Raw genomic sequence first — 20,830 nt, forward strand, 5'->3', positions numbered from 1 at the left:
CTAGAGGCCGATTTGGCTTGTATTCCCGGCACCGCCCAGCCGCACGTGCGCCATGGCCGGCACCAGGGCGCGCAGGCCCGGCAGCCGCCCCAGCGCGGGCATGAGCGCGGCGGGGAAGCTGCGAAAGCGCCGGTACGGCACCACGCGCACGTCCTCCAGCGTGGGCAGCCATGCGCGCAGCCGCGCGGGCAGCGCGGCGGGCGCGATGCCCCAGGGCATAGGCGGGACGCGGTAGTGCGGCGTGCGCCACAGGCCGCGCTCGCCGGTGGTCTTGCGCGAGAACCATTCGGGGATGGTGTCGAACATCAGCTCGCTGCCGGGCAGGCGCCGGGCGATGGTTTGCAGCAGGCCGCGCACTTCGTCCTCGCCGAAGTACATCAGCAACCCCTGCGCGGTGACGAAGACGCCGCGCACGGGCTCGACGGCATCGATCCAGCCCGTGTCGAGCGCGCTGCAGCGCAGGTGGCGGCAGCGCGGCGCGGGCGGCAGGAAGCGCTCGCGCACGTCGATGGACTCGGGCACATCCACGCACAGCCACTGCACCCGGCCGTCATCGATGCGCTGGAACTGCGTCTCCAGCCCGCAGCCCAGCTCCACCACCGTGCCGCCGCGGTGGCGCAGCATCCAGCCGCGCACCACTTCGTCGAACTGCAGCGAGCGCACGGCGTGCGAGGCGTCGGGCCGGCCGAAGCTGCGCCGGTAGTCGTAGGCGATGGCGCGGTAGATGCGCTCGGCCTCGGGGTCGCGCAGCAGGGCGTCCGGGCGCAGCGATTCGCTGGCGCGGTTGTGCAGCGTCCACAGCATGGTCTCGGGCACGCCGCCGAGGTCGACGCCGCTCATACCGCCTCGAAGCCGAGCATCATTCCGCCGTCCTCGTGTTCGAGGTTGTGGCAGTGCACCATGTACGGGTGCGGCATGGCCGCCGCGTGATCGAAGCGCACCAGCACGTCCACGTGGCCGGGCTCGCCGCGGACGTTGGCCGCGCCCGGGATGTTCACCGTGTCCTTCCAGCCCTGCAGGTGCGCGGGCACCGCGCCGCCGTTGATGGCGAGGATGCGGAACTGCGTGCCGTGCACGTGGAACGGGTGCGGATAGGTGTCGCCCGTGCGCAGCGTGAGCCGCCATCGCTCGTAGGTGCCGCGCGGCACGCTGAAGCCGGCCGTGTCCAGGCTGAACGATTCCATCGGCGCGCCGTCCACCTCGATCTGGTTGATGTGCGCGAGCGTGTGGTCGTCGAAGACCGAATCCTCCTCGTTCCACGCGAAGTCGAAGGGCCAGATCTCCGGCAGCGGGCCGGTGGGGTCGGGGTCGATGGGGAAGTGCCCCATCAACTGGAAGGTGATGTGGCGCTCGCGCGCGCCCTGCGGCGCCTGCGCCTCGGGCAGCTCGGCCAGCAGAGGCGGCAGCAGGCCGTTCTTCGCGGGCAGGGTCGGGTGGATGGTGAGCAGCGTGCGGTCCACGTCGAACGGCGCGGCGTTGGCGCCGTACTGTTCGTCGTAGCGTGCCATGACCAGCTCGATGGGCTGGCCGGCGGAGCCATCGACCAGGATCTCGAAGCGCTCGGCCGCCGCCAGCACCAGCTCCGTCACCGGCACGGGCGCGGCCAGCAGGCCGCCGTCGCTGGCGATCACCTGGAACGCGGCGTGGTTGCCCAGCCGCAGCTTGAGCACGCGCGCGTTGCAGGCGTTGAGCAAACGCAGCCGCACCCAGCCGCGCGGCGCGTAGTGCGTGGGCTGCTCCACGCCGTTGACGAACATATGCTGGCCGAACCAGCCCAGGCCCACAGTGTTGTGGTTGAGCTTGTAGGTGATCCTGCCGTCGGCGTTCAGGTACTTGTCCTGCAGCACCAGGGGCACGTCGTCCTCGCCCCAGGTGTGGGGCAGGCCCAGCGCGGCGCTGGCGTCGTCCTCTACGACCAGCAGGCCGCCGACGCCCATCGCGGTCTGGAAGCCGGTGCGCATGTGCGGGTGGGCGTGGTACCAGAGCGTGGCCGCCGGCTGGCTGACGGCGGCCTTCACCGCGTAGCCCTTGCCCGGCCCGACGGCGGAGGCCGGGCCGCCGTCGTTGCCGCCATCGACCAGCAGGCCGTGCCAGTGCAGCACGGAGTCTTCGTCCAGCGCGTTCTCCACGCGTACGTTGAACTGCGCGCCGCTTTTCACCAGCAGCGCCGGGCCGAGCAGCGCGCCGTTGATGCCGAAGGTGTCGGACTTCTTGCCCGCGAGGAATTCGTACTGGCCCTTCTGGATCTTCAGCGTGACGGGCGTGGCCGCGTCGGCGCGCACCAGCGCGGGGATGGGCAGCGTGCCCTTCGGTGGCGGCTCGCCGCCGCCGCTGCCGCCGCAGGCCTTGAGCAGCAGGGTGGAGCCGCCGACCAGCGGCAGGCTGGCGGAGTATTGGAGGAGTTGGCGTCGTTTCATGGTCTTGCTCCGGCGAGATGGGATGAAGGGAATGGGGGCGGCGGGGCCAGGTTGTCGGCGAAGTCGCGCTCGTAGCCGGGCCAGGCGTCGAGCCACAAGGCGCCGTCGGCGCTTTCGGCCAGCGCCCAGCCCTGGTCGAAGGCCGTGAGGCGCTTCCAGCCGCCCTGCTGCCAGCGCCAGCGCTCGCCCTCCAGCCGCCCGCCCGCGCCGGTGCGCAGGTCGGTGGCCAGCGGCATGCTCAATGCCAGCGTGGCGCGCGGCGTGCCCAGCGCGGCGGAGAGCGCGTACTGGATGCGCACGCCGCCGCCCAATTCGGCCAGCAGGGTCTGGATTTGTGCAGTGCTCAGGCGGCGCACGGAGTCGAGCGCGGCCAGCGGCGCGTAGTCGCGCACCCAGCCATCGAAGGCGGCGAAGGCCACGGCGCCCACTTCGCCCGCCTGCGCCTGCAAGGCTTGCGTGGCCTGGGCCGAGGCGCGCTGCAGCAGCGCCTGCGCCACGGCGGGCGCCTCCTGTTCGGTAGCACACAGCAGCCCGACGGCGCCCGGCAGGCCGCTGGCCAGCCACTGCGCGCCGCGCGTCTGGCGCAGCCGGCCGGCGTCGGCCACGTGGCGCAGCGCGATGGCGCGCGCCATCTCGGCGCGGCGCAGCGCCGGGTCGTCCCGCAGCGCCTGCGGCAGCCACAGCGTGCCCGCCGACAGGCGTGCCGGCGCTGGCTCGGGCGCGTAGGCCACGGCTTCTACGCGCGGCGCATCGCCCATGCGCGCGGCCACGCAGGCGTGCATGGCCTGGGCCTCGGCAGCCAGCGCGTCGGCGCCTTCATGGGAAGTGGAGAGCACGAAGTCCAGCGCGCCGCCGGTCTGGCCGTTGGAAACGGTGGTGGACGCGCCCTGCCGCACGCGCGCCTGCCAGCGCCATGCGCCCGCCGGGGCCACGCCCGCGAGCGCCACGGCGGCCAGGTGGTCGGGCAAGGTCACGAAGCCGGGCAGGCCGTGGCGCGCGCGCTCGGCCGGGTGGCGCAGCACGCGGTCGCCATCCAGCCCCAGGCGCGGCAGCAGGCGCTCGGCGGGCAACCAGCGGCCCGGCGCGCCGGTCTCGGTGACGAAGTCGAGCGCCACGTCGCACGCCTGGCGTGCGCAGGCATCGAGCGCGATGGCGATGTGGCCGCCGCGCGCCTCGGTGGCCAGCGATGCCTGCCGGGCACGCGCGGCGCGCAGCGTAAACCCGGGCGGCGCCTGCAGGTGCAGCCAGCCCCACGGCGCCTGCACGCCGTGCAGCGTCCAGGTGCCCTGGGCACGGCCGGTGGCGGCGTCGATGGCGATGTCCAGCACGCCGCCTGCCACGCGCAGCGCGTGCTCGGCGGCATCGTCGACGAAGCGCGAGGTCTGCCCCGGCTCGGTGGTGCAGACGTTCGGGTCGAGCGGCGTGATCCAGCGCTTTTCCCAATCGGCGCGCGCCTGAGAGTCACCGCCAGGCACGGCCACGCGCCACGCCGCCGCGCCGCCCGCCAGCGCGGCGAGGGTCAAGCCAAGCCAGATCGAGCGCCGCATCAGAAGTAGTACGCGAAGCCCACGCCCACGGTGCGCCCACGCATGGGCAGGCCCATGACCGCGTCCGGCCCGCCCTCGACCATGGCCGGGTAGTAGTAGCCGAAGGAATCGTAGCGCTTGTCGGTCAGGTTCTTGACCCACAGGTACAGCTCGGTCTTGCCGCCCGAGACGCCAGTGCGCAGGTCGATCTGGTGGTAGCCGGGCAGCGTGAAGTTGTTCTGCGGATCGCCCGCGCGGCTGCTGGCGAAGCGGGCGGCGATGCGCGCGCTCCACGCGGGCGACTGCCAGCCGATGAACCCACCCAGGGGCATGCGGTACTGCACGCCGATGCTGCCGCTCCACTTCGGGCTGTCGGGCACGCGGTTGCCGGCCGCCGCGCCCGAGGTGCTGGTGGCGGCGACGCCGGTGATCTTGGCATCGGTATAGGCCAGGGCCGCGTCCAGCGTCAGGCCAGTGGCAGGCTTCCAGAAGCCCGAGAGCTCCAGCCCCCGGCTGCGCGTATCCGCGTTCTCGGCATACATGCCGAAGTTCACGGTGTCGAAGAACAGCAGGTGGTCGCCCTTGCCGCGCGACTCGAACAGCGCGGCATTCAGGCCAAAGCGGCCGTCGGCGCTTTCGTGCTTGGCGCCGATCTCCACGGCATTGACGCGCGCGGCAGCGTAGGGCGTGTCCTTGCCGCCCTGGGTGACGTTGGTGCCCCAGTCGTTATAGCCGCCGCTCTTGTAGCCGCGCGAGGCCATCGCGTAGAGGTTGGTCTGCGCATCCAGCGCCCAGCTCAGGCCCAGGCGCCCGGTGGTGTAGTGGTCGCGCAGCGTATCGTCGTCCTCCGCGTAGCGAATGGGGCTGTCGTTGCCCGGCACGGCCTGCCAGCTCGCGCGCTGGCGCTTGCGGTCCCAGGTGTGGCGCAGGCCGGCGGTCAGCTTCAGGCGCTCAGCCACGGGGAAGGTGGCCTCGCCGAAGACGGCGCTGCTGGTGCTTTCCAGCCGGCGCAGCATGGTGCCGTTGGTGTAGCTGCCGGGATAGAAGTGGTCGAAGGCGCCGAACGGCATGTCCACGTCGCGCTGGTGGCGCAGCCAGTTCAGGCCGGCCACCCAGAACACGCTGTCGCCAGGCTTGGAGGACAGGCGCAGCTCCTGCGAGGCCGTCTCCTCGCCGTTGCGCATGACGAAGTAGCCGCCGTTGTCCGGCGCCATGCCGATCAGTTGCCGGTAGCTGTTGCCCTCGTAGGGGATGTTCATCATCCAGGTGTCGGCCTTGACGTAGCCCGTGACCGAGGTCAGCAGCGCGAAGCCCAGGTCGTGCTCCAGCGTGGCGCCCACGCGGTCCACGCTGCGGTGGTCGCCGATCCAGTCGATGGTGCTCCGGTCCAGCACCGGCGGGTCGCCATACGGGCGCAGGGCATAGACGTTGGGGTGGCCGCGCAGGCTGTCGTGCTGAGCCGTCAGCGTGAGCCGCGTCGTGGCGAGCGGCTGCCACAGAAGCGTGCCGCGCACGCCAGTGTCCCGGGGCTGGCTGATGGGCCCGCCGGTGTGGTAGTCGTGCACCCAGTGGTCGCTGGCCAAACCGCGCATCGCCAGGCGGGCGCTGAGGGTCTCGCTCAGGGGGCCGCTGACCGCGCCCTCGGCCATGCGCTGCTGGCCAGTGCCCAGTTCCGAGCGCACGTAGCCCTCGAAGTGCCGCGTGGGCTTGGCGGTGATGACGTTGATGGCGCCAGCCTCGCTGTTGTTGCCCAGCAGCGTGCCCTGCGGGCCCTTGAGCACTTCGATGCGCTCCAGATCGAAGCCCATGGACGAGATGTTGCCAATCATCAACGGCTGGCCATCGACCGCCAGGCCCACCGAGGCATCCTCGCCGCTGACTTTCTGCAGCGCGCCCACGCCGCGGATGCGCACGTTGGCGTTCCACGAGTCGCCGCCGTTGGAGTTCATCTCGACGCCGGGGATCTGCCACAGCGCCTCATCCACCGAGCGCAGCCCGCGCTCCTCCATGTCCTGGCCGCTGACGACGTTGACGGTGAAAGGCACCTCGCGGGCCGCTTCGTCGGCCAGGCGGGCGCGCACCACGACGGGTTCGAGGGTCTTCGGCGCGTCCGCACTGGCGGTGCGCGCCTCCTCGGCAGGCTGGGCCGCCGCCGCCAGCGCCACCCACAGGGCGGCGAACGCAGTGGGGCGCAAGGGCAGGAACGGACGGCGGCGCGGGAGCTTAGACATGGCTTTCCGATGGATACGAAAAAGAATGCGTCCAAGTGTTATTCAGTCACTCGCGGCGGCCTGCTCCTTTCGGGAAATAGTGTGCTCCAGGGCGGAAATTCAGGCCACGGCCGAGGGCGGCGTGCCGTGCGCCTCGCGGAACGCCTTGGCGAACTTGCCCGCGTGCGCGTAGCCGCACAGCGCGGCCACCTGCTGGATGCTGTGGCGTTGCCCGGCCAGCAGCTCGCGCGCGTGCGCCATGCGCAGCTGGCGCAGGTAGGCGGCAACGCCCATGCCCGTGCGCTCGCGGAACAGGCTCTTCAGGTAGCACTCGTTGATGCCCGCGCGCCGCGCCAGTTGCGCGATGGTGTGCGGCTGCTGCCATTCCGTGTGCAGGATATCCAGCGCCTCGTCGAGCGCCGCCCGCCAGCGCTGCGATACCTGCCGCAGCGCCGGCAGGCGCGCGCCGGGGCCGGCGGCCATGAGCTTGAGCAGCAGCTCCAGGCTGAGCGATTCCAGCTCCAGCCGCGCCAGCGTGGAGGCCCCGGCGCGCACCGCCAGCATCCTGCGCGCCATGGCACGCAGCATGGCGCCCGTGGCCTGCGAAGGCAGCAGGACGGCGTGGCTGTCGCGCCGGCCGATCCAGGCCAGATCCATGCCGTCCTCATGCAGCGCGCGCGCCAGCTCGCGCGGAATGTCCACCGACACGCCCGACAGCAGCATGCCTGCTGGCGCGCGGTTGTGGAACACGCCGGGGCTGCCGTTGCGCAGGAAGATGCTGCCCGGCTCGCACACGGTATCGCCCTGCCCGGCCAGGCGGAAGATCGACTGTCCATCCGCGATCAGGCCCAGGTTCAGGGTGTCGGGGCATTGGGTGTAGTCGCTCTCCAGCGGCGTCGCCAGCTGCCAGTACATGCGCCCGGTCATGATGCCGCTGCCGAACTCGTGCATGTCGGTCCAGCCCTGGCCATAGACCGGCGCGATCTCGTAGCTGAGCTGGCGCGCTCCCGGGCGCTGCGCCGCGCGGGCGGCATTGGCGCGGAAGCAATCGGAGTGCTTTTCGTAGAAGCTGCTGTAGCGCTCGAAGGGCGGCTGGCGCGAACCGTGCGGCGTGGTGTGCATGGAATCCCCCTGGACGATGGTGTGGCTGCGTCCACGGCACCAGGGCCGTGGCGGTGGTTCATCGCAGGGGTGGGCCGCAAGGCCCCGCTGTCTTGTTCTTGGAAGGCCGTATTCTACGGAGCCGCCGCGGGCGCCCCGGCCCGGGCCAGCCCCGCGCGGGTCAGTGGCGGAAGTGGCGCACGCCCGTGAACACCATGGCCACGCCGCGCTCGTTGGCCGCGTCGATCACTTCCTGGTCGCGCATCGAGCCGCCGGGCTGCGCCACGCAGGTGGCGCCCGCATCGACCACCACGTCCAGGCCATCGCGGAACGGGAAGAAGGCGTCGCTGGCCACCACGGTGTTCTTCAGGCTCAGGCCCGCGGCCTCGGCCTTGATGCTGGCGATGCGCGCGGAGTCGAGGCGGCTCATCTGGCCCGCGCCCACGCCCATGGTCATGCCGCCCTTGCAGAACACGATGGCGTTGCTCTTGACGTACTTGGCCACCTTCCAGGCGAACAGCAGGTCCTGCATCTCTTCCTGCGTGGGCTGCTTGACGGTGACGACGTGCACGTCGGGCAGTTGCAGCTCGTAGTTGTCGGCGGTCTGCAGCAGCAGGCCCGAGCCGACGCGCTTGGCGTCCATGGCGTTGCGGCCCTGCTTCCAGGGCGTGTCGCCGCCGGGCGGCAGGGCAATTTTCATGAGGCGCACGTTGGCCTTGGCCTTGAACACTTCGAGCGCCTCGGGCGTGAAGTCGGGCGCCATCAGCACCTCGACGAACTGCTTGGCGATCTGCTGCGCGGCCGCGCCGTCAACGGCACGGTTCAGCGCGATGATGCCGCCGAAGGCGCTGGTGGGGTCGGTCTGGAAGGCCTTGTTGTACGCCTCCAGCGCATTCGTGCCCACGGCCACGCCGCAGGGGTTGGCGTGCTTGACGATGACGCAGGCGGGCAGCTTGAAGCTCTTGACGCACTCCCAGGCCGCATCGGCGTCGGCGATGTTGTTGTAGCTCAGCTCCTTGCCCTGCAGTTGCACGCCAGTGACGATGGAGCCGGGCGCGGGGTACAGGTCGCGGTACAGCGCGGCCTGCTGGTGGCTGTTCTCGCCGTAGCGCAGGTCCTGGATCTTGGTGAAGATGCCGTTGCTCTGCGCCGGAAACAGGGTGCGCGCGGGCACATAGGTTTCGGACAGTTTCTCGGCCTCGAACTGGAGGGAGGACAGGTAGTCGCTGATGGCGCCGTCGTACTGCGCGATGCGGTTGAACGCCGCCACCGACAACGCGAAGCGCAGCTTGTCGGAGAGCTTGCCGCCGCGTTGCAGTTCGGCCAGCACGGCCTCGTACTGGTCGGCCGAGGTGATGACGCCCACATCTTTCCAGTTCTTCGCGGCGCTGCGCACCATGGCGGGGCCGCCGATGTCGATGTTCTCGATGGCATCGGCCAGCGTGCAGCCGGCCTTGGCCACGGTGGCCTCGAACGGGTAGAGGTTCACCACCAGCAGGTCGATGGTGTCGATGCCGTGCTCCTTCAAGGCCGCCATGTGCGCGGGCAGGTCGCGGCGCGCCAGCAGGCCGCCGTGCACCTTGGGGTGCAGCGTCTTCACGCGGCCATCGAGCATCTCGGGGAACTGCGTGACCTCGGCCACCTCCGTGACGGGCAAGCCCTCCTTGGCCAGCAGCTGGGCGGTGCCGCCCGTGGACAGCAGGCGGATGCCCAGGGCGTGCAGCGCGCGAGCGAACTCGACGATGCCGGTTTTGTCGGAGACGGAGATCAGTGCATTCATGGCGGTGGTGGCTTCTGGTTTCAAATAAAATCGCGCTCCAGCGCCCGCCCAGCAAGCGCCAGAAGCTATCAAACAAATAGCATCAAAGCAGGTTGTGCAGCGTCAGCTTCTTGCGCAGCGTGTTGCGGTTCAGGCCCAGCCACTCGGCCGCGCGCGACTGGTTGTTGTCGGCCTGGCGCATCACCACTTCGAGCAGCGGTTTTTCGACCAGGCGCACCAGCATGTCGTACATGCCATCGGGCGTCTCGCCGTCCAGGTCCTGGAAGTAGCGCAGCAGGCTTTCGCGCACGCATTCTTCGACGTTGATGTGGTTGGCGCTCATGCGCAGAGTCCCTCTTGTTCTTCGTGAAGCGCTGCGGCCGCCGTGGCCGGCAGCCGGTCCATGCGCTGCCCCAGGCCGGCAAAGTAGGCCTGCACGGCCTGCCACTGGGCGCCGCAGTCTTCGATGGTGTTGATGTGCTGGCGCAAGGCCTCGCCGCCCGGCAGGGCGCGCACGTACCAGGCGATGTGCTTGCGCGCGCTGCGCACGCCCGTGGCTTCGCCATAGAGCTGGTAGTGGTCCTGCAGGTGATCGAGCAGCAGGCGCTGCACCTCGGCCACCAGCGGCGGCGCCAGGTGCTCGCCCGTGGCCAGGAAGTGGCCGATCTCGCGGAAGATCCAGGGCCGCCCCTGCGCGGCACGGCCCACCATCAGCGCGTCGGCGCCGGTGGCGGCCAGCACCGCGCGGGCCTTTTCCGGGCTGGTGATGTCGCCGTTGGCCACCACCGGCACGCGCACAGCGGCCTTCACGGCGGCGATGGTGTCGTACTCGGCCTCGCCCCGGTAGCCCTGCTCGCGCGTGCGGCCATGTACGGTGAGCATCTGGATGCCCACGGCCTCGAAGCGGCGCGCCAGTGGCACGGCGTTCTTGTGCTGCTGGCACCAGCCGGTGCGCATCTTCAGCGTGACGGGCACGTTGCGCGGCGCGCAGGCGGCCACCACGGCCTCGGCGATCTGCACCGCCAGGGCCTCGTTCTGCATCAGGGCGGAGCCGGCCCACTTGTTGCAGACCTTCTTGGCCGGGCAACCCATGTTGATGTCGATGATCTCGGCACCGCGGTCCACGTTGTAGAGCGCGGCCTCGGCCATCATGGCGGCGTCGGTGCCGGCGATCTGCACGGCGATGGGGCCGCTCTCGCCCTCGTGGTTGGCACGGCGCGAGGTCTTGAGGCTGGCCCACAGGTCCTTGCGCGAGGTGACCATCTCGCTGACCGCGTAGCCCGCGCCGAGCTGCTTGCACAACTGGCGGAACGGCCGGTCCGTCACGCCCGCCATGGGGGCGACGAACAGGCGGTTCGCCAACGGGATATGGCCAATGTGCAGGGCGGGCATGTGGGGCGGGCAGGCAGGGGAGGCGGGATTGTACCTGCCCAAAATTTCAGCAACTGAAATCGGCGCGCCGCAGGCCGCGAGCGCCGCGCGCGGCCGCTTCACCGCACCGGCAGATCGAAATAGCGGTCGGGGTAGGGTTCGTCGCGCAGCGTGAAGTGCCACCACTCCTCGGGCAGATTGCGCCAGCCGTGGCGCTCCATCAGCGCACGCAGCCAGCGGCGGTTGCGCTGCACGTCGGGGGACTGGTCGGCGTCGTCGGTGTGCGAGTGCGCGTCGAACAGGTCGAACGGCGTGCCCATGTCCACCTCGGCGCCATCGGCCAGCGGCCCGAGCAGCACCTGGCGCGCGCGCAGTCCGTCGGCCACCACCAGCGTCAGGTCCACCGTGCTGCCCCGGCTGTGCCCCGAACGCGCGGCGATGTAGCCACGCTGGAACAGCTCCTCCTTCGGCACGCGCGGGTAGTAGGCGGGCTTGGTGCGCTGGTCGGCCAGGTCGTTGCCCCAGCGCACGAAATCGTCCACGGCCTGCTGCGGGCGGTAGCAGTCGAACACCTTGAGCCGCAGCCCCAGGGGCTCCAGCTCCTGCTGCACGGCCCGCAAGGCCTGCGCGGCGGGCCGCGCGAGCCAGCAGGCCGGCGCCGCATAGCCGGCGACGGGGCGGCCCATGAAGTTGTCCACCCCGTGGTAGCGCATGTCCTGCTGCACCCCCGGGGCCACGGCGGAGAGCGGCACCAGATCGGGCGCCTCGGGACCGCGCGTCGCGCAGCCCGCCAAGGCCAGCGCCAGCACGGCAGCGGCGGCGCGCGGCAGGGCCCGGGTTGCAAAGGGGGGGTTGCGCATGGTTCGCCTCCTGTGTGTTGTGATGCCAGCGCGCACCATACAAGAAGAAACGCCGCCGCGCCCCTAAACTTGCGCCCCTATGGAACTGTGGATGCACCAACTGCTGCACTGGCTGGCCCTGCCGCAATTCGGGCTGGGCACGGTGTTCGTGGTGTCGTTCATTTCGGCCACGCTGCTGCCGCTGGGCTCCGAGCCGGCCGTGTTCGGGCTCATCAAGCTCAACCCCGGGCTGTTCTGGCCCGCCATCCTGGTGGCCACCGCGGGCAACACGCTGGGCGGCGCCGTGAGCTGGTGGATGGGCCTGGGCACGCACAAGGTGGTGGACCGCGCCGCCGGCCACCCGACGGAGCTGCGCGCCCTGGCCTGGCTGCGCCGCTTCGGCCCCAGGGCCTGCCTGCTGAGCTGGCTGCCCCTCGTGGGCGATCCGCTGTGCGCCGTGGCCGGCTGGCTCAGGCTGCCCTTCTGGCCCTGCGTGGCCTACATGGCCGTGGGCAAGTTCCTGCGTTACCTGGTGATGACGACGGCGCTGCTGTATGTGTGGCCGGGTGCGGTGGCGTAGCGAATTTGATAGCTACCAGCGCTTGGCTGGCAAGGGCTGGAGGGCTTTTTGCCCCCAAACGTGCAGCAGCCGGATGGTGAATGAATGGTAGGCCGTGCTGGGCTCGAACCAGCGACCAAAGGATTCAAGTTTGCGCGGGTTTCCCCGCTCCTTGGACTATCTCACCGCCCACAGCCGGACTGTTGGGGCGCCGGGCGCTCGCGGGACGCTTATCGGAGGGGCTCCTCACGTCCTAGTCTCTGCACCTTCCCGCCTACCGGTCTTGCGACCTGCCCTTCGGCGGGCTTGGCTCAAGGTTGCCGTGGCTTGCGCTGTAGGGTTCCTTGAATTCACCCGGTTTTCCGATGGGGCTCTCGCCCCATGGTCACCATTTTGATGAGTCCTCTGCTCTAACCAACTGAGCTAACGGCCCATTCATACCAAAGCTGCGGATTGTACGTGCAAGGGAACCTCTGCACGAATCGCCGCGCCGCGTGCATCTGCGGGCTCGGGCGGTCTGCCGCGTTGCAAATCCTCGCCATAGCTACCGCTATGGCTGTGGTTTGCGCCTTGCAGCCCATCCCGATCCGCAGCGCACGCTTGCCGCGCGATACATGCAGAAGTTCCCTAGCGCCTGTGGCTCAGGGCATTGGTGACCAGCTTGGACGTGATATCGACGATCTCGATCATCCGGTCGTAGGGCATGCGCGTGGGCCCGATGACGCCCAGCGTGCCGACGACCTGGCCATCCACCTCGTAGGGCGCGCTGACGACCGAGAGGTCCTCGAACGGAACCACCTGGCTCTCGCCGCCGATGAAAATGCGCACGCCCTCGGCCTGGCTCGACACATCGAGCAGGCGCAGCAACTGCGTCTTCTGCTCGAACAGGTCGAACGCGCGCCGCAGGTTGTGCATGTCGCCCGCGAAATCGCTCACCGACAGCAGGTTGCGCTCACCCGAGATCACCACCTCGTCCTGCGCCTGCGACAAGGCCTCGGAGCCCACGCTGACGGCCGCCTGCATGAGCGCCGCCACTTCGCCGCGCAGGCGCTCGACCTCCGTCTTGAGCCGCTCGCGCACCTGCTCCATGGCCAGCCCGGCGTAGTGCGCGTTCAGGACGTTGGCGGCTTCCACCAACTGGCCCGGCGCGTAGTCCACATCCGTGAAGATGACGCGGTTCTGCACGTCGCCCTCGGGCGAGACGATGATGACCAGCAGGCGCCGCTCGGACAGCCGCAGGAACTCGATGTGCCGGAACACCGAGGTGCGCCTGGGCGCCATGACCACGCCGACGAACTGCGAAAGGCTCGACAGCAGCTGCGCCGCGTTCGCGATCACTTTCTGCGGCTGCTCGGGCGCCAGTTCGGGCGCGACCAGCTGGTTGCGCTGCACCGTCAGCATGGTGTCGACGAACAGCCGGTAGCCCCGGGCCGTGGGCACGCGCCCGGCGGAGGTGTGCGGGCTGACGATCAGCCCCAGATCCTCCAGATCGGCCATCACGTTGCGGATGGTGGCGGGCGACAGCTCCAGGCCGGACGCCTTGGACAGCGTGCGGGAGCCGACCGGCTGCCCATCGGCGATGTAGCGTTCCACAAGCGCTTTGAGCAACAACTTGGCGCGGTCATCCAGCATGTAATGATTTTAATGATGTAATTTCAGCATGATGCCCCGCTTCCACCATGTTGCCCTGATTGGGAAATACCAGACCACCGTGTCTGGCACCGCGGCCAGCAGCTCGCGCGATGTGATGGAGGAAATCGCCCATTTCCTGGAACGCCAGGGCTGCGAGGTTTCGCTGGAAGCCGAAACCGCCGCCAACACCGGCATGGCCCACTACAACGTGCTGGACGCCGACGCCATCGGCGCACGCTGCGACCTGGGCCTGGTCGTCGGCGGCGACGGCACCATGCTGGGCATCGGCCGCCGCCTGGCCCGGCACGGCACCCCGCTGATCGGCATCAACCAGGGCCGCCTGGGCTTCGTCACCGACATCCCGCTGGGCGACTACCAGGCCACCCTCACCCCCATGCTGCAGGGCCAGTACGAGGAGGATTCGCGCCCGCTGATGCAGGCGCGCGTGATCCGCGACGGCGACTGCGTGTTCGAGGCCCTGGCCATGAACGACGTGGTGGTGGCCCGTGGCGCAACGGCCGCGATGGTGGAGCTGCGCGTCGAGGTCGATGGCCACTTCGTGGCGAACCAGCGTGCCGATGGCCTCATCGTGGCCTCGCCCACCGGCTCGACGGCCTACTCCCTCTCGGCGGGCGGCCCCATGCTGCACCCCTCCGTGGGCGGCTGGGTGCTGGTGCCGATCGCGCCGCACACGCTGTCGAACCGCCCCATCGTGCTGCCGGACAGCACGGAGATCGCCATCGAGCTGGTGGGGGGCCGCGACATCAGCGCCAACTTCGACATGCAGTCGCTGACCTCGCTGCTGCACGGCGACCGCATCCTGGTGCGGCGCTCGGCGCACTGCGTGCGCTTCCTGCATCCGCGCGGGTGGAACTACTTCGCCACCCTGCGCAAGAAGCTGCGCTGGAACGAAGGGGGATCCTGACCATGGCCCTGCGGCGGATTGCGTTGCGTGACTTCGTGATCGTGCAGGCCCTGGACATCGACCTGCACGCGGGCTTCACGGTGCTGACCGGCGAAACGGGCGCGGGCAAGTCGATCCTGATCGACGCGCTGCAGCTGGCCCTGGGCGCGCGCGCCGACACCGGCGTGGTGCGCGAGGGCGCGCGCCAGGCCGACATCTGCGCCGAATTCGACAGCCCCGGCCACCTGGCGGCATGGCTCGAAGAAGGCGGCTACGAGCAAGGCGACACGCTCCTGCTGCGCCGCGTGATCGACACCCAGGGCAAGAGCCGCGCGTGGATCAACGGCAGCCCCGCCACGGCCACGCAGCTGCGCGCGCTGGGCGAGCACCTGCTCGACATCCATGGGCAGCACGCCTGGCAAAGCCTGACGCGCCCCGAGTCCGTGCGCGCGCTGCTGGACGCCTACGCGGGCGCCGCCACCCACAAAGTCCGCCAATGCTGGTCCGCATGGCGCGCAGCGCAGCAGGCCCTGGCGCAGGCGCGCGCCCAGCAAGGCACGCTGCAGCGCGAACGCGAGCGCCTGCAGTGGCAGATCGGCGAGGTCGAGAAACTCGCGCCCGGCCGCGACGAATGGGAGGAGCTCAACACCCGGCACACGCGGCTGTCGCACGCGCGCGCGCTGGCGGACGCCGCGCAGGAGGCCCTGACGCTGCTGGAGAACGACCACATCGGGGTGCTCGGCAACCTGGGCCGGGCCCACCACCAAATGGCGCAGCATGCGCACATCGACCGGGAATTCCAGGGCATCGCCGAGACGCTCGCCTCCAGCCTGGCGCAGGTCGAGGACGCGCGCCATTCCCTGCACGGCTACGCGCGCCGCACCGAACTGGACCCGCGGCAGCTGGAGGAACTGGACACCCGGCTCGCCCAGTGGCTGGGGCTGGCCCGGCGCTACAAGCGCCCCCCGCAGGAACTGCCCCTGCTGCTGCAGGGCTGGCAGCAGGAACTGCAGCAACTGGACACGGCGGCCGACCTGGAGCAGCTCGAGGCGCAGGAGCAGGCCCGCGCCCAGGCCTACGACGCCGAGGCCCGGCAGCTTTCCAGGCGCCGCGCCAAGGCCGCGCCCCTGCTGTCGCGTGCCATCACCCAGGCCATGCAGGGGCTGGGCATGGCCGGCGGCGTCTTCGCGGTGCAGGTGGAGCGCGCTGCGGAGCCCGCGCCCCACGGCCACGACCAGGTGGGGTTTCTCGTTGCCGGGCACCCCGGCATGACGCCCCGCCCCATCGGCAAGGTCGCCTCGGGCGGCGAGCTGTCGCGCATCTCGCTGGCCATTGCCGTCACCACCAGCCAGTTGGGCGAAGCGCCAACGCTGATCTTCGACGAAGTGGATTCCGGCGTCGGCGGCGCCGTGGCCGAGACCGTGGGACGGCTCATGCAGCAGCTCGGCAGGGACCGGCAGGTGCTGGCCGTGACGCATTTGCCGCAGGTGGCCGCCTGCGCGGACCACCACCTGGTCGTCGCCAAGCAGCGCAGCGCGGCGGGCACTGCCAGCACCGTCACCCCGGTGGAACAGGAAGACCGTGTCCGCGAGGTGGCGCGCATGCTGGGCGGCGAGCGGCTGTCCGGCACCACGCTGGCGCATGCGCGCGAAATGCTCCTGTCCTCCGACACCAACCCGCCGAGGTGATCGCCATGGCCCTTGAAATCGTCCTTCTCACCGGCATGTCGGGCTCGGGCAAATCCGTGGCGCTGCATGCCCTCGAGGATGCCGGCTACTACTGCGTGGACAACCTGCCGCCGGAGCTGCTGTCGCCCTTCGTCGCGCTGGAACACCAGCACCACGGCAACCGCGTCGCCATCGCCATCGACGCGCGCAGCGCCACCGGCCTGCCGCAGTTGCCGCAGCAGATCGCCCAGCTGCGCGGCCAGGGCGTGGTCATCACGCCGCTGTTCCTCGATGCCTCCACCGGCACCCTGGTACGGCGCTTCTCGGAAACCCGGCGGCGCCACCCTCTCACAAAGGACCACGCGCAGTCGGAACGCAAGGCCCTGGTGCAGACCATCGAACTCGAGCGCGAACTGCTGGCCGGCCTGCGCGAGCAGGCGCACGTCATCGACACCAGCACGCTGCGCGCCCCGCAGCTCCAGAGCACCATCAAGAGTCTGGTGGCCACGCAGGCCGGGCAGCTCACCCTGGTGTTCCAGTCCTTCGCGTTCAAGCGCGGGATTCCCATGGATGCGGACTACGTGTTCGACGTGCGGATGCTGCCGAACCCGCACTACGAACCGGCCTTGCGCGCGCTGACGGGGCAGGACGCGCCCGTGGCCGGCTTCCTGCGGCAGCAGCCCGAGGTGCTGCGCATGCAGGAAGACATCGCGCTGTTCCTCGACCGCTGGCTCGACGCGCTGGCGCAGAACCACCGCAGCTACGTCACGGTGGCCATCGGGTGCACGGGCGGCCAGCACCGCTCGGTGTACCTGGTCGAACAGCTGGCGCAGCGCTTCGGGCCGCAATGGACGACGCTGCGCAGGCACCGCGAGCTGGACTGAGCAAAATATGAGGCAAATTGGCCTCCATCCCTTATCCAGCAAGCGCTAGCAGCTATCAAAAAAGAAGCTGAAGATCACAACCCTTCGAGCAGCTTGCGCACGGGCGCGGGCAGGCCCAGCGCCGGCCAGTCCGCGGGCCCGTACCACCCGCCTTGCGCCGGCGGCGTGTCCGTGTCACCAGGCACCAGCACGGGGTGCAGGTGCAGGTCCATGTGCGTCAGCACATGCAGAAATGCGGGCAGGTGGCGCACCCCCGGCCTGCCCTCGGCCCACGCCAGCGCCGCGGCGCTGTCGAACACCGGCGGGCAATACAGGCCCGCCCAGATGCCGGTCATGGGACGGCGCTCCAGCCAGATGGCGCCCGCGGCGTTGCGGCGCAGCAGCAGCCACCATGACTGCGCGCTGCGCCGCAGCTTGCGGGTGCGCACGGGGTACTTTTCCGGGTCGCCGGCGCGCCGCGCGGCGCACACCTCGTCCAGGGGGCAGAGGCCGCAGCGCGGCTTGCGCGGCAGGCACCAGCCGGCGCCCAGGTCCATCAGCCCCTGGGTGTAGCGCGGCATGGCGTCGTCCAGATCGTCCACGGGCAGCAGATCCTGCGCATGCGCCCACAGCAGGCGCTCGTTGCGCGCCGCTGCGAGGTCTTCGCCGAAGGCCAGCACGCGCGTGAGCACGCGGCGCACATTGGCATCCAGGATCGGCACGCGCTGCGAGAAGCAGAACGCCGCGATGGCCCCGGCCGTCGAGCGCCCGATGCCCGGCAGCGTGGCCAGCGCCTCGGCCGTTGCCGGAAACACCCCGCCATGCACGGCCACGACCTGCTGGGCGCAGCGGTGCAGGTTGCGCGCGCGGCTGTAGTAGCCCAGGCCGCTCCACAGCGCCAGCACGTCGTCTAGCGGCGCGGCGGCCAGGGCCGCCACGTCGGGAAAGCGCTGGAGGAAGCGCGGGTAGTAGTCCAGCACCGTGCTCACCTGCGTCTGCTGCAGCATGATCTCGGACAGCCACACGCGGTAGGGGTCGCGCGTTTGCTGCCAGGGCAGGTGGTGGCGCCCATGGGCGGCCTGCCACCGCACCACGCGCGTGGCGATGTCCATCACGGGGCCGGTCATCAGGCGGCGGGCTCTTGCGCGTTCGCCGCGGGCACCGCCAGCAGGCGCTGGGTGAACTCCGCCAGACGCTGCTCCAGCTGGCGCAATGCGTCTTCCGACGCCTCGATTTCACCCAGGCGTTCGTCCAGGCCGCTGGCGGCGTGCTGGATGCGGTCCACCGCCTCGATGCGCCGCGCAAAGCTGCGCTTGCGCTCGCGCAGCTGGGCGTCCAGCTGCGCCGTGGCCGACTTGCTCCACAGCTCCAGGTCGTTGGCAACCGAATCGAACACCGTGCGCAGCCGCATGGACAGCGCGCGCACCAGGCGCTGGGAGAACTCCGGCTGCGCCAGCTTCAGCGCATTGCCCATGCCGAGGTACTGCACATGGCCCTGCTCAATCTTGGCGATGTCCTGCAAGAAGCCGTCCAGCGCGGGCACGTCGGCCACCTGCAAGGAGAAGCCGAACTCCGCGTTGAGCTGCCGGAACGTGCCATCGAGCATGGCCTGGATCTCCGTTCCCGAAGCCTGCGCCTTGGCGATGATCGTGCGCAGGCGCGCGAAGGTTTCCTCGTACACCTTGCGCACGCCCAGCTTGATGCCGCGCTGCTGCAGGGTCTGCGCCAGATCGGCCAGCTCGGCCTTCAGCGCGCGGGCGCCCAGCTGGTGGAACAGGTCGCGCAGCAGCTTGAGGTGCACCGCGCGCACCGCCTGGATCTTCGCCGCGCTGGCGTCGAATTCATGCTGCTCCTGCTCGATGCGGCCGCGCATGGCCCCGATCACCGAGGCGTTCTTGCCGCGCAGGCTGCGCAGCTCCAGCATCTGCTCGTCCAGGTCGCGCCGGCGCACGTTGATCACGCGCTCGGTTTCCGCGCGCAGCCCGGCCACCCCGGTGGCCACGGCCGTGCGCAGAATCGCCTGCCGCTGCCCCATGATGCCCTGCGCCAGCGCCTCTTCCAGCTCTGGCAGGCCGCTGGATTCGAGCAGCAGGTCGTTGCAGGTGATCTTGGCCACCAGGCCCTTCTGCGCCGAAATGGGCACCACCCGCTCGCGCGGCATGGCCAGCATCTCCGCCACCGTGGCGCACTGGCGTTCGAGCTGGGCCTGCACCTGCTCCGCGGAGTTCAGCGCGTCCCACAGGGTGTCGATCTTGTTGAGCACGACCCAGCGGCCTTCGGCCTGCCCTTCGGGCGCGGCCAGGTGCTCGCGCCATATCGACAGGTCGGAACGGGTCACGCCGGTGTCCGCCGCCAGGATGAACACCACGGCATGCGCCTGCGGGATCAGGCTCACGGTCAGTTCCGGCTCGGCGCCGACCGCATTGAGCCCCGGCGTATCGAGGATGACCAGCCCCTGCTTGAGCAGGGGGTGCGGCATGTTGATCAGCGCATGGCGCCACATCGGCACCTCGACCATGCCCTGCGCATCGGCCATGGGGTTTTCCTCGGGCAGCTCGTCGTGCCAGAACCCCAGGGCGCGGGCTTCCTCCTGGGTCACCCGGCGCACCTCGGAGACCTTCTCCAGCGCCTTGCCGACCTGGTCGGCATCGTTCACGTCGAGCGCCAATTGCACCCAGTGCTCGGGGCGCAGGCGCCATTCCGCCAGCCCCTGCGCCTGCAGGCGCGTCTCGATCGGCAAAAGGCGCAGGCAGGGCGCAATCTCGGGGTCGTAGCCCAGCTCCGTCGGGCACATGGTAGTGCGCCCCGCGCTGGCCGGCATGATGCGTCGGCCATAGTCGGCGAAGAAGATGGCGTTGATCAGTTCGGACTTGCCGCGGGAGAACTCCGCGACGAAGGCCACCATCACCTTGTCGCTGCGCACCTGGGCTTCGAGGCGCTGCAGCCGTTCCTCCACGGCGGCATCCATCAGGTCGTTGGCCCGCATCCATTCCGACAGTTGCTTGAGCTGCTGCGCAAACGCACGCCGCCACGCGCCGTGCTGATCGAATTGCTCGTTGAATGAGGGTCCCACTGTGTTCCTGGAGTTAGACGTCCAGGCCAAGGCTGGAGCCGCCAAAATATAGCATCGCCCATGGGCTGCCGGCGCAGCAGCTATGGACGCTGGCAGCGCGGACAAAAAAAGCTGCTGCGCTGCCCCTGCTTGAGGCCGTGGATCGCGCCGCCGCATGCCAGGCAGGGTTCCCCCGCCCGCCCGTACACCCGCGCGGCCAGCTGGAAATGCCCCGGATTGCCAGACGCGCTGGAAAAATTCCGCAGCGTGGAGCCTCCTTGCTCCACCGCCAGCGCCAGCACGTCCCGGATCGCCTGGTGGAGCCGGCGCATGCGCACATCACCAATCGCCGCCGCGGCCACCGTGGGCCGGATGCCCGCGAGGAACAGCACCTCCGACGCATAGATATTGCCCACGCCGACAACCACCTTGCCGCCCAGCAGCACCTGCTTGACGGGCGCGCGGCTGGCCCGCAGCCCGGCGCGCAAGGCCTCGAAGGTGAAGGCGTCGGACAGCGGCTCCAGCCCCAGCCCGCCCAGCAGCTTTTGCGCCACGGCGGCGTCCTCCGATTCGGCGAACACTACGGCGCCGAAGCGGCGCGGGTCGTTCAAGCGCAGGACACCCTGGCTGGTGACCAGATCGAAGTGGTCATGCCTGCCTGCGGGCGGCAGGCCGGGCGCGAAGCGCAGGCTCCCCGACATGCCCAGGTGCACCAGCAGCAGCCCCGCGCTCAGGTCGACCAGCAGGTACTTGCCGCGGCGGCGCACGCCCCGCACCCGCTGCCCCACGAGGTGCGCGGGACTGCAGCCCAACGGCCAGCGCAACGGCTTGCCCGGCACGGCCGCCATGATTTGCGCACCGGTGATCTCCGACGCGAAACTGCGGCGCGTCACTTCGACTTCTGGCAACTCGGGCATGGCGATGGCTTGG

At 70.1% G+C, this 20,830-nt stretch carries 17 protein-coding genes; 4 read left to right on the forward strand and 13 right to left on the reverse strand.

Going from position 1 to position 20,830, the window contains the following annotated elements:
- The 9 genes from YS110_10060 to YS110_10100 form a co-directional block, all read right to left on the reverse strand.
- The gene (locus YS110_10060) at positions 1 to 840 is read right to left on the reverse strand and encodes a class I SAM-dependent methyltransferase (protein ID UJB65068.1); all 840 of its coding nucleotides are present in this window, start codon (positions 838 to 840) and stop codon (positions 1 to 3) included.
- Complete coding sequence (locus YS110_10065) at positions 837 to 2,417, reverse strand: multicopper oxidase domain-containing protein (protein ID UJB65069.1); 1,581 nt, start codon at positions 2,415 to 2,417, stop codon at positions 837 to 839. Before YS110_10065 ends, YS110_10060 begins: the two co-directional genes overlap by 4 nt.
- Positions 2,414 to 3,964: a hypothetical protein gene (locus YS110_10070; GenBank protein ID UJB65070.1), complete on the reverse strand. Its 1,551-nt coding sequence runs from the start codon at positions 3,962 to 3,964 to the stop codon at positions 2,414 to 2,416. The genes YS110_10065 and YS110_10070 overlap by 4 nt, the downstream gene beginning before the upstream one ends.
- On the reverse strand, positions 3,964 to 6,174 hold the full coding sequence (locus tag YS110_10075; protein UJB65071.1) for a TonB-dependent receptor: 2,211 nt from the start codon (positions 6,172 to 6,174) through the stop codon (positions 3,964 to 3,966). Before YS110_10075 ends, YS110_10070 begins: the two co-directional genes overlap by 1 nt.
- Positions 6,175 to 6,273: 99 nt before the next feature.
- Positions 6,274 to 7,275 (reverse strand): helix-turn-helix transcriptional regulator, encoded by a 1,002-nt coding sequence (locus YS110_10080; protein UJB65072.1) that lies wholly within the window; start codon positions 7,273 to 7,275, stop codon positions 6,274 to 6,276.
- Positions 7,276 to 7,435: 160 nt separating this feature from the next.
- Positions 7,436 to 9,034 carry a bifunctional phosphoribosylaminoimidazolecarboxamide formyltransferase/IMP cyclohydrolase gene (purH, locus tag YS110_10085; protein ID UJB65073.1) on the reverse strand — a complete coding sequence of 533 codons (1,599 nt, stop codon included), beginning with the start codon at positions 9,032 to 9,034 and terminating at the stop codon, positions 7,436 to 7,438.
- 82 nt (positions 9,035 to 9,116) lie between these two features.
- Entirely contained in the window at positions 9,117 to 9,356 is a 240-nt protein-coding gene (locus YS110_10090) for a Fis family transcriptional regulator (protein ID UJB65074.1), read from the reverse strand.
- A complete protein-coding gene (gene dusB, locus YS110_10095) occupies positions 9,353 to 10,396 on the reverse strand; it encodes a tRNA dihydrouridine synthase DusB (protein UJB67414.1) in 1,044 nt (347 codons plus the stop codon). Before dusB ends, YS110_10090 begins: the two co-directional genes overlap by 4 nt.
- 107 nt (positions 10,397 to 10,503) lie before the next feature.
- Positions 10,504 to 11,244 carry a M15 family metallopeptidase gene (locus YS110_10100; protein UJB65075.1) on the reverse strand — a complete coding sequence of 247 codons (741 nt, stop codon included), beginning with the start codon at positions 11,242 to 11,244 and terminating at the stop codon, positions 10,504 to 10,506.
- A gap of 91 nt (positions 11,245 to 11,335) precedes the next feature.
- Between YS110_10100 and YS110_10105 the strand changes: the two genes are divergently transcribed.
- Positions 11,336 to 11,803 carry a DedA family protein gene (locus YS110_10105; protein ID UJB65076.1) on the forward strand — a complete coding sequence of 156 codons (468 nt, stop codon included), beginning with the start codon at positions 11,336 to 11,338 and terminating at the stop codon, positions 11,801 to 11,803.
- A 606-nt stretch (positions 11,804 to 12,409) separates the two neighbouring features.
- On the opposite strand, the gene hrcA is transcribed toward YS110_10105, so the two are convergent.
- A complete protein-coding gene (hrcA, locus tag YS110_10110) occupies positions 12,410 to 13,414 on the reverse strand; it encodes a heat-inducible transcriptional repressor HrcA (GenBank protein UJB65077.1) in 1,005 nt (334 codons plus the stop codon).
- A 28-nt stretch (positions 13,415 to 13,442) separates the two neighbouring features.
- On the opposite strand from hrcA, the gene YS110_10115 reads away from it, so the two are divergent.
- The 3 genes from YS110_10115 to rapZ are packed head-to-tail and all read left to right on the forward strand — an operon-like array spanning position 13,443 to position 16,869.
- Positions 13,443 to 14,339: an NAD kinase gene (locus tag YS110_10115; protein ID UJB65078.1), complete on the forward strand. Its 897-nt coding sequence runs from the start codon at positions 13,443 to 13,445 to the stop codon at positions 14,337 to 14,339.
- A 2-nt stretch (positions 14,340 to 14,341) separates the two neighbouring features.
- Positions 14,342 to 16,006: a DNA repair protein RecN gene (gene recN, locus YS110_10120; GenBank protein UJB65079.1), complete on the forward strand. Its 1,665-nt coding sequence runs from the start codon at positions 14,342 to 14,344 to the stop codon at positions 16,004 to 16,006.
- Between the two features lie 5 nt (positions 16,007 to 16,011).
- Positions 16,012 to 16,869, forward strand: a complete 858-nt coding sequence (rapZ, locus tag YS110_10125) for an RNase adapter RapZ (GenBank protein ID UJB65080.1) — start codon at positions 16,012 to 16,014, stop codon at positions 16,867 to 16,869.
- A gap of 74 nt (positions 16,870 to 16,943) precedes the next feature.
- On the opposite strand, the gene mutY is transcribed toward rapZ, so the two are convergent.
- The 3 genes from mutY to mutM form a co-directional block, all read right to left on the reverse strand.
- Positions 16,944 to 17,975 (reverse strand): A/G-specific adenine glycosylase, encoded by a 1,032-nt coding sequence (gene mutY / locus YS110_10130; GenBank protein ID UJB65081.1) that lies wholly within the window; start codon positions 17,973 to 17,975, stop codon positions 16,944 to 16,946.
- On the reverse strand, positions 17,975 to 19,921 hold the full coding sequence (locus YS110_10135; protein UJB65082.1) for a dynamin family protein: 1,947 nt from the start codon (positions 19,919 to 19,921) through the stop codon (positions 17,975 to 17,977). The genes mutY and YS110_10135 overlap by 1 nt, the downstream gene beginning before the upstream one ends.
- A gap of 80 nt (positions 19,922 to 20,001) precedes the next feature.
- Positions 20,002 to 20,817, reverse strand: coding sequence for a bifunctional DNA-formamidopyrimidine glycosylase/DNA-(apurinic or apyrimidinic site) lyase (gene mutM / locus YS110_10140; protein UJB65083.1), 816 nt, complete (start codon positions 20,815 to 20,817; stop codon positions 20,002 to 20,004).
- Between the last annotated feature and the right edge of the window lie 13 nt (positions 20,818 to 20,830).

The organism is Acidovorax sp. YS12 (assembly GCA_021496925.1).
Taxonomy (GTDB): Bacteria; Pseudomonadota; Gammaproteobacteria; order Burkholderiales; family Burkholderiaceae_C; genus Paenacidovorax.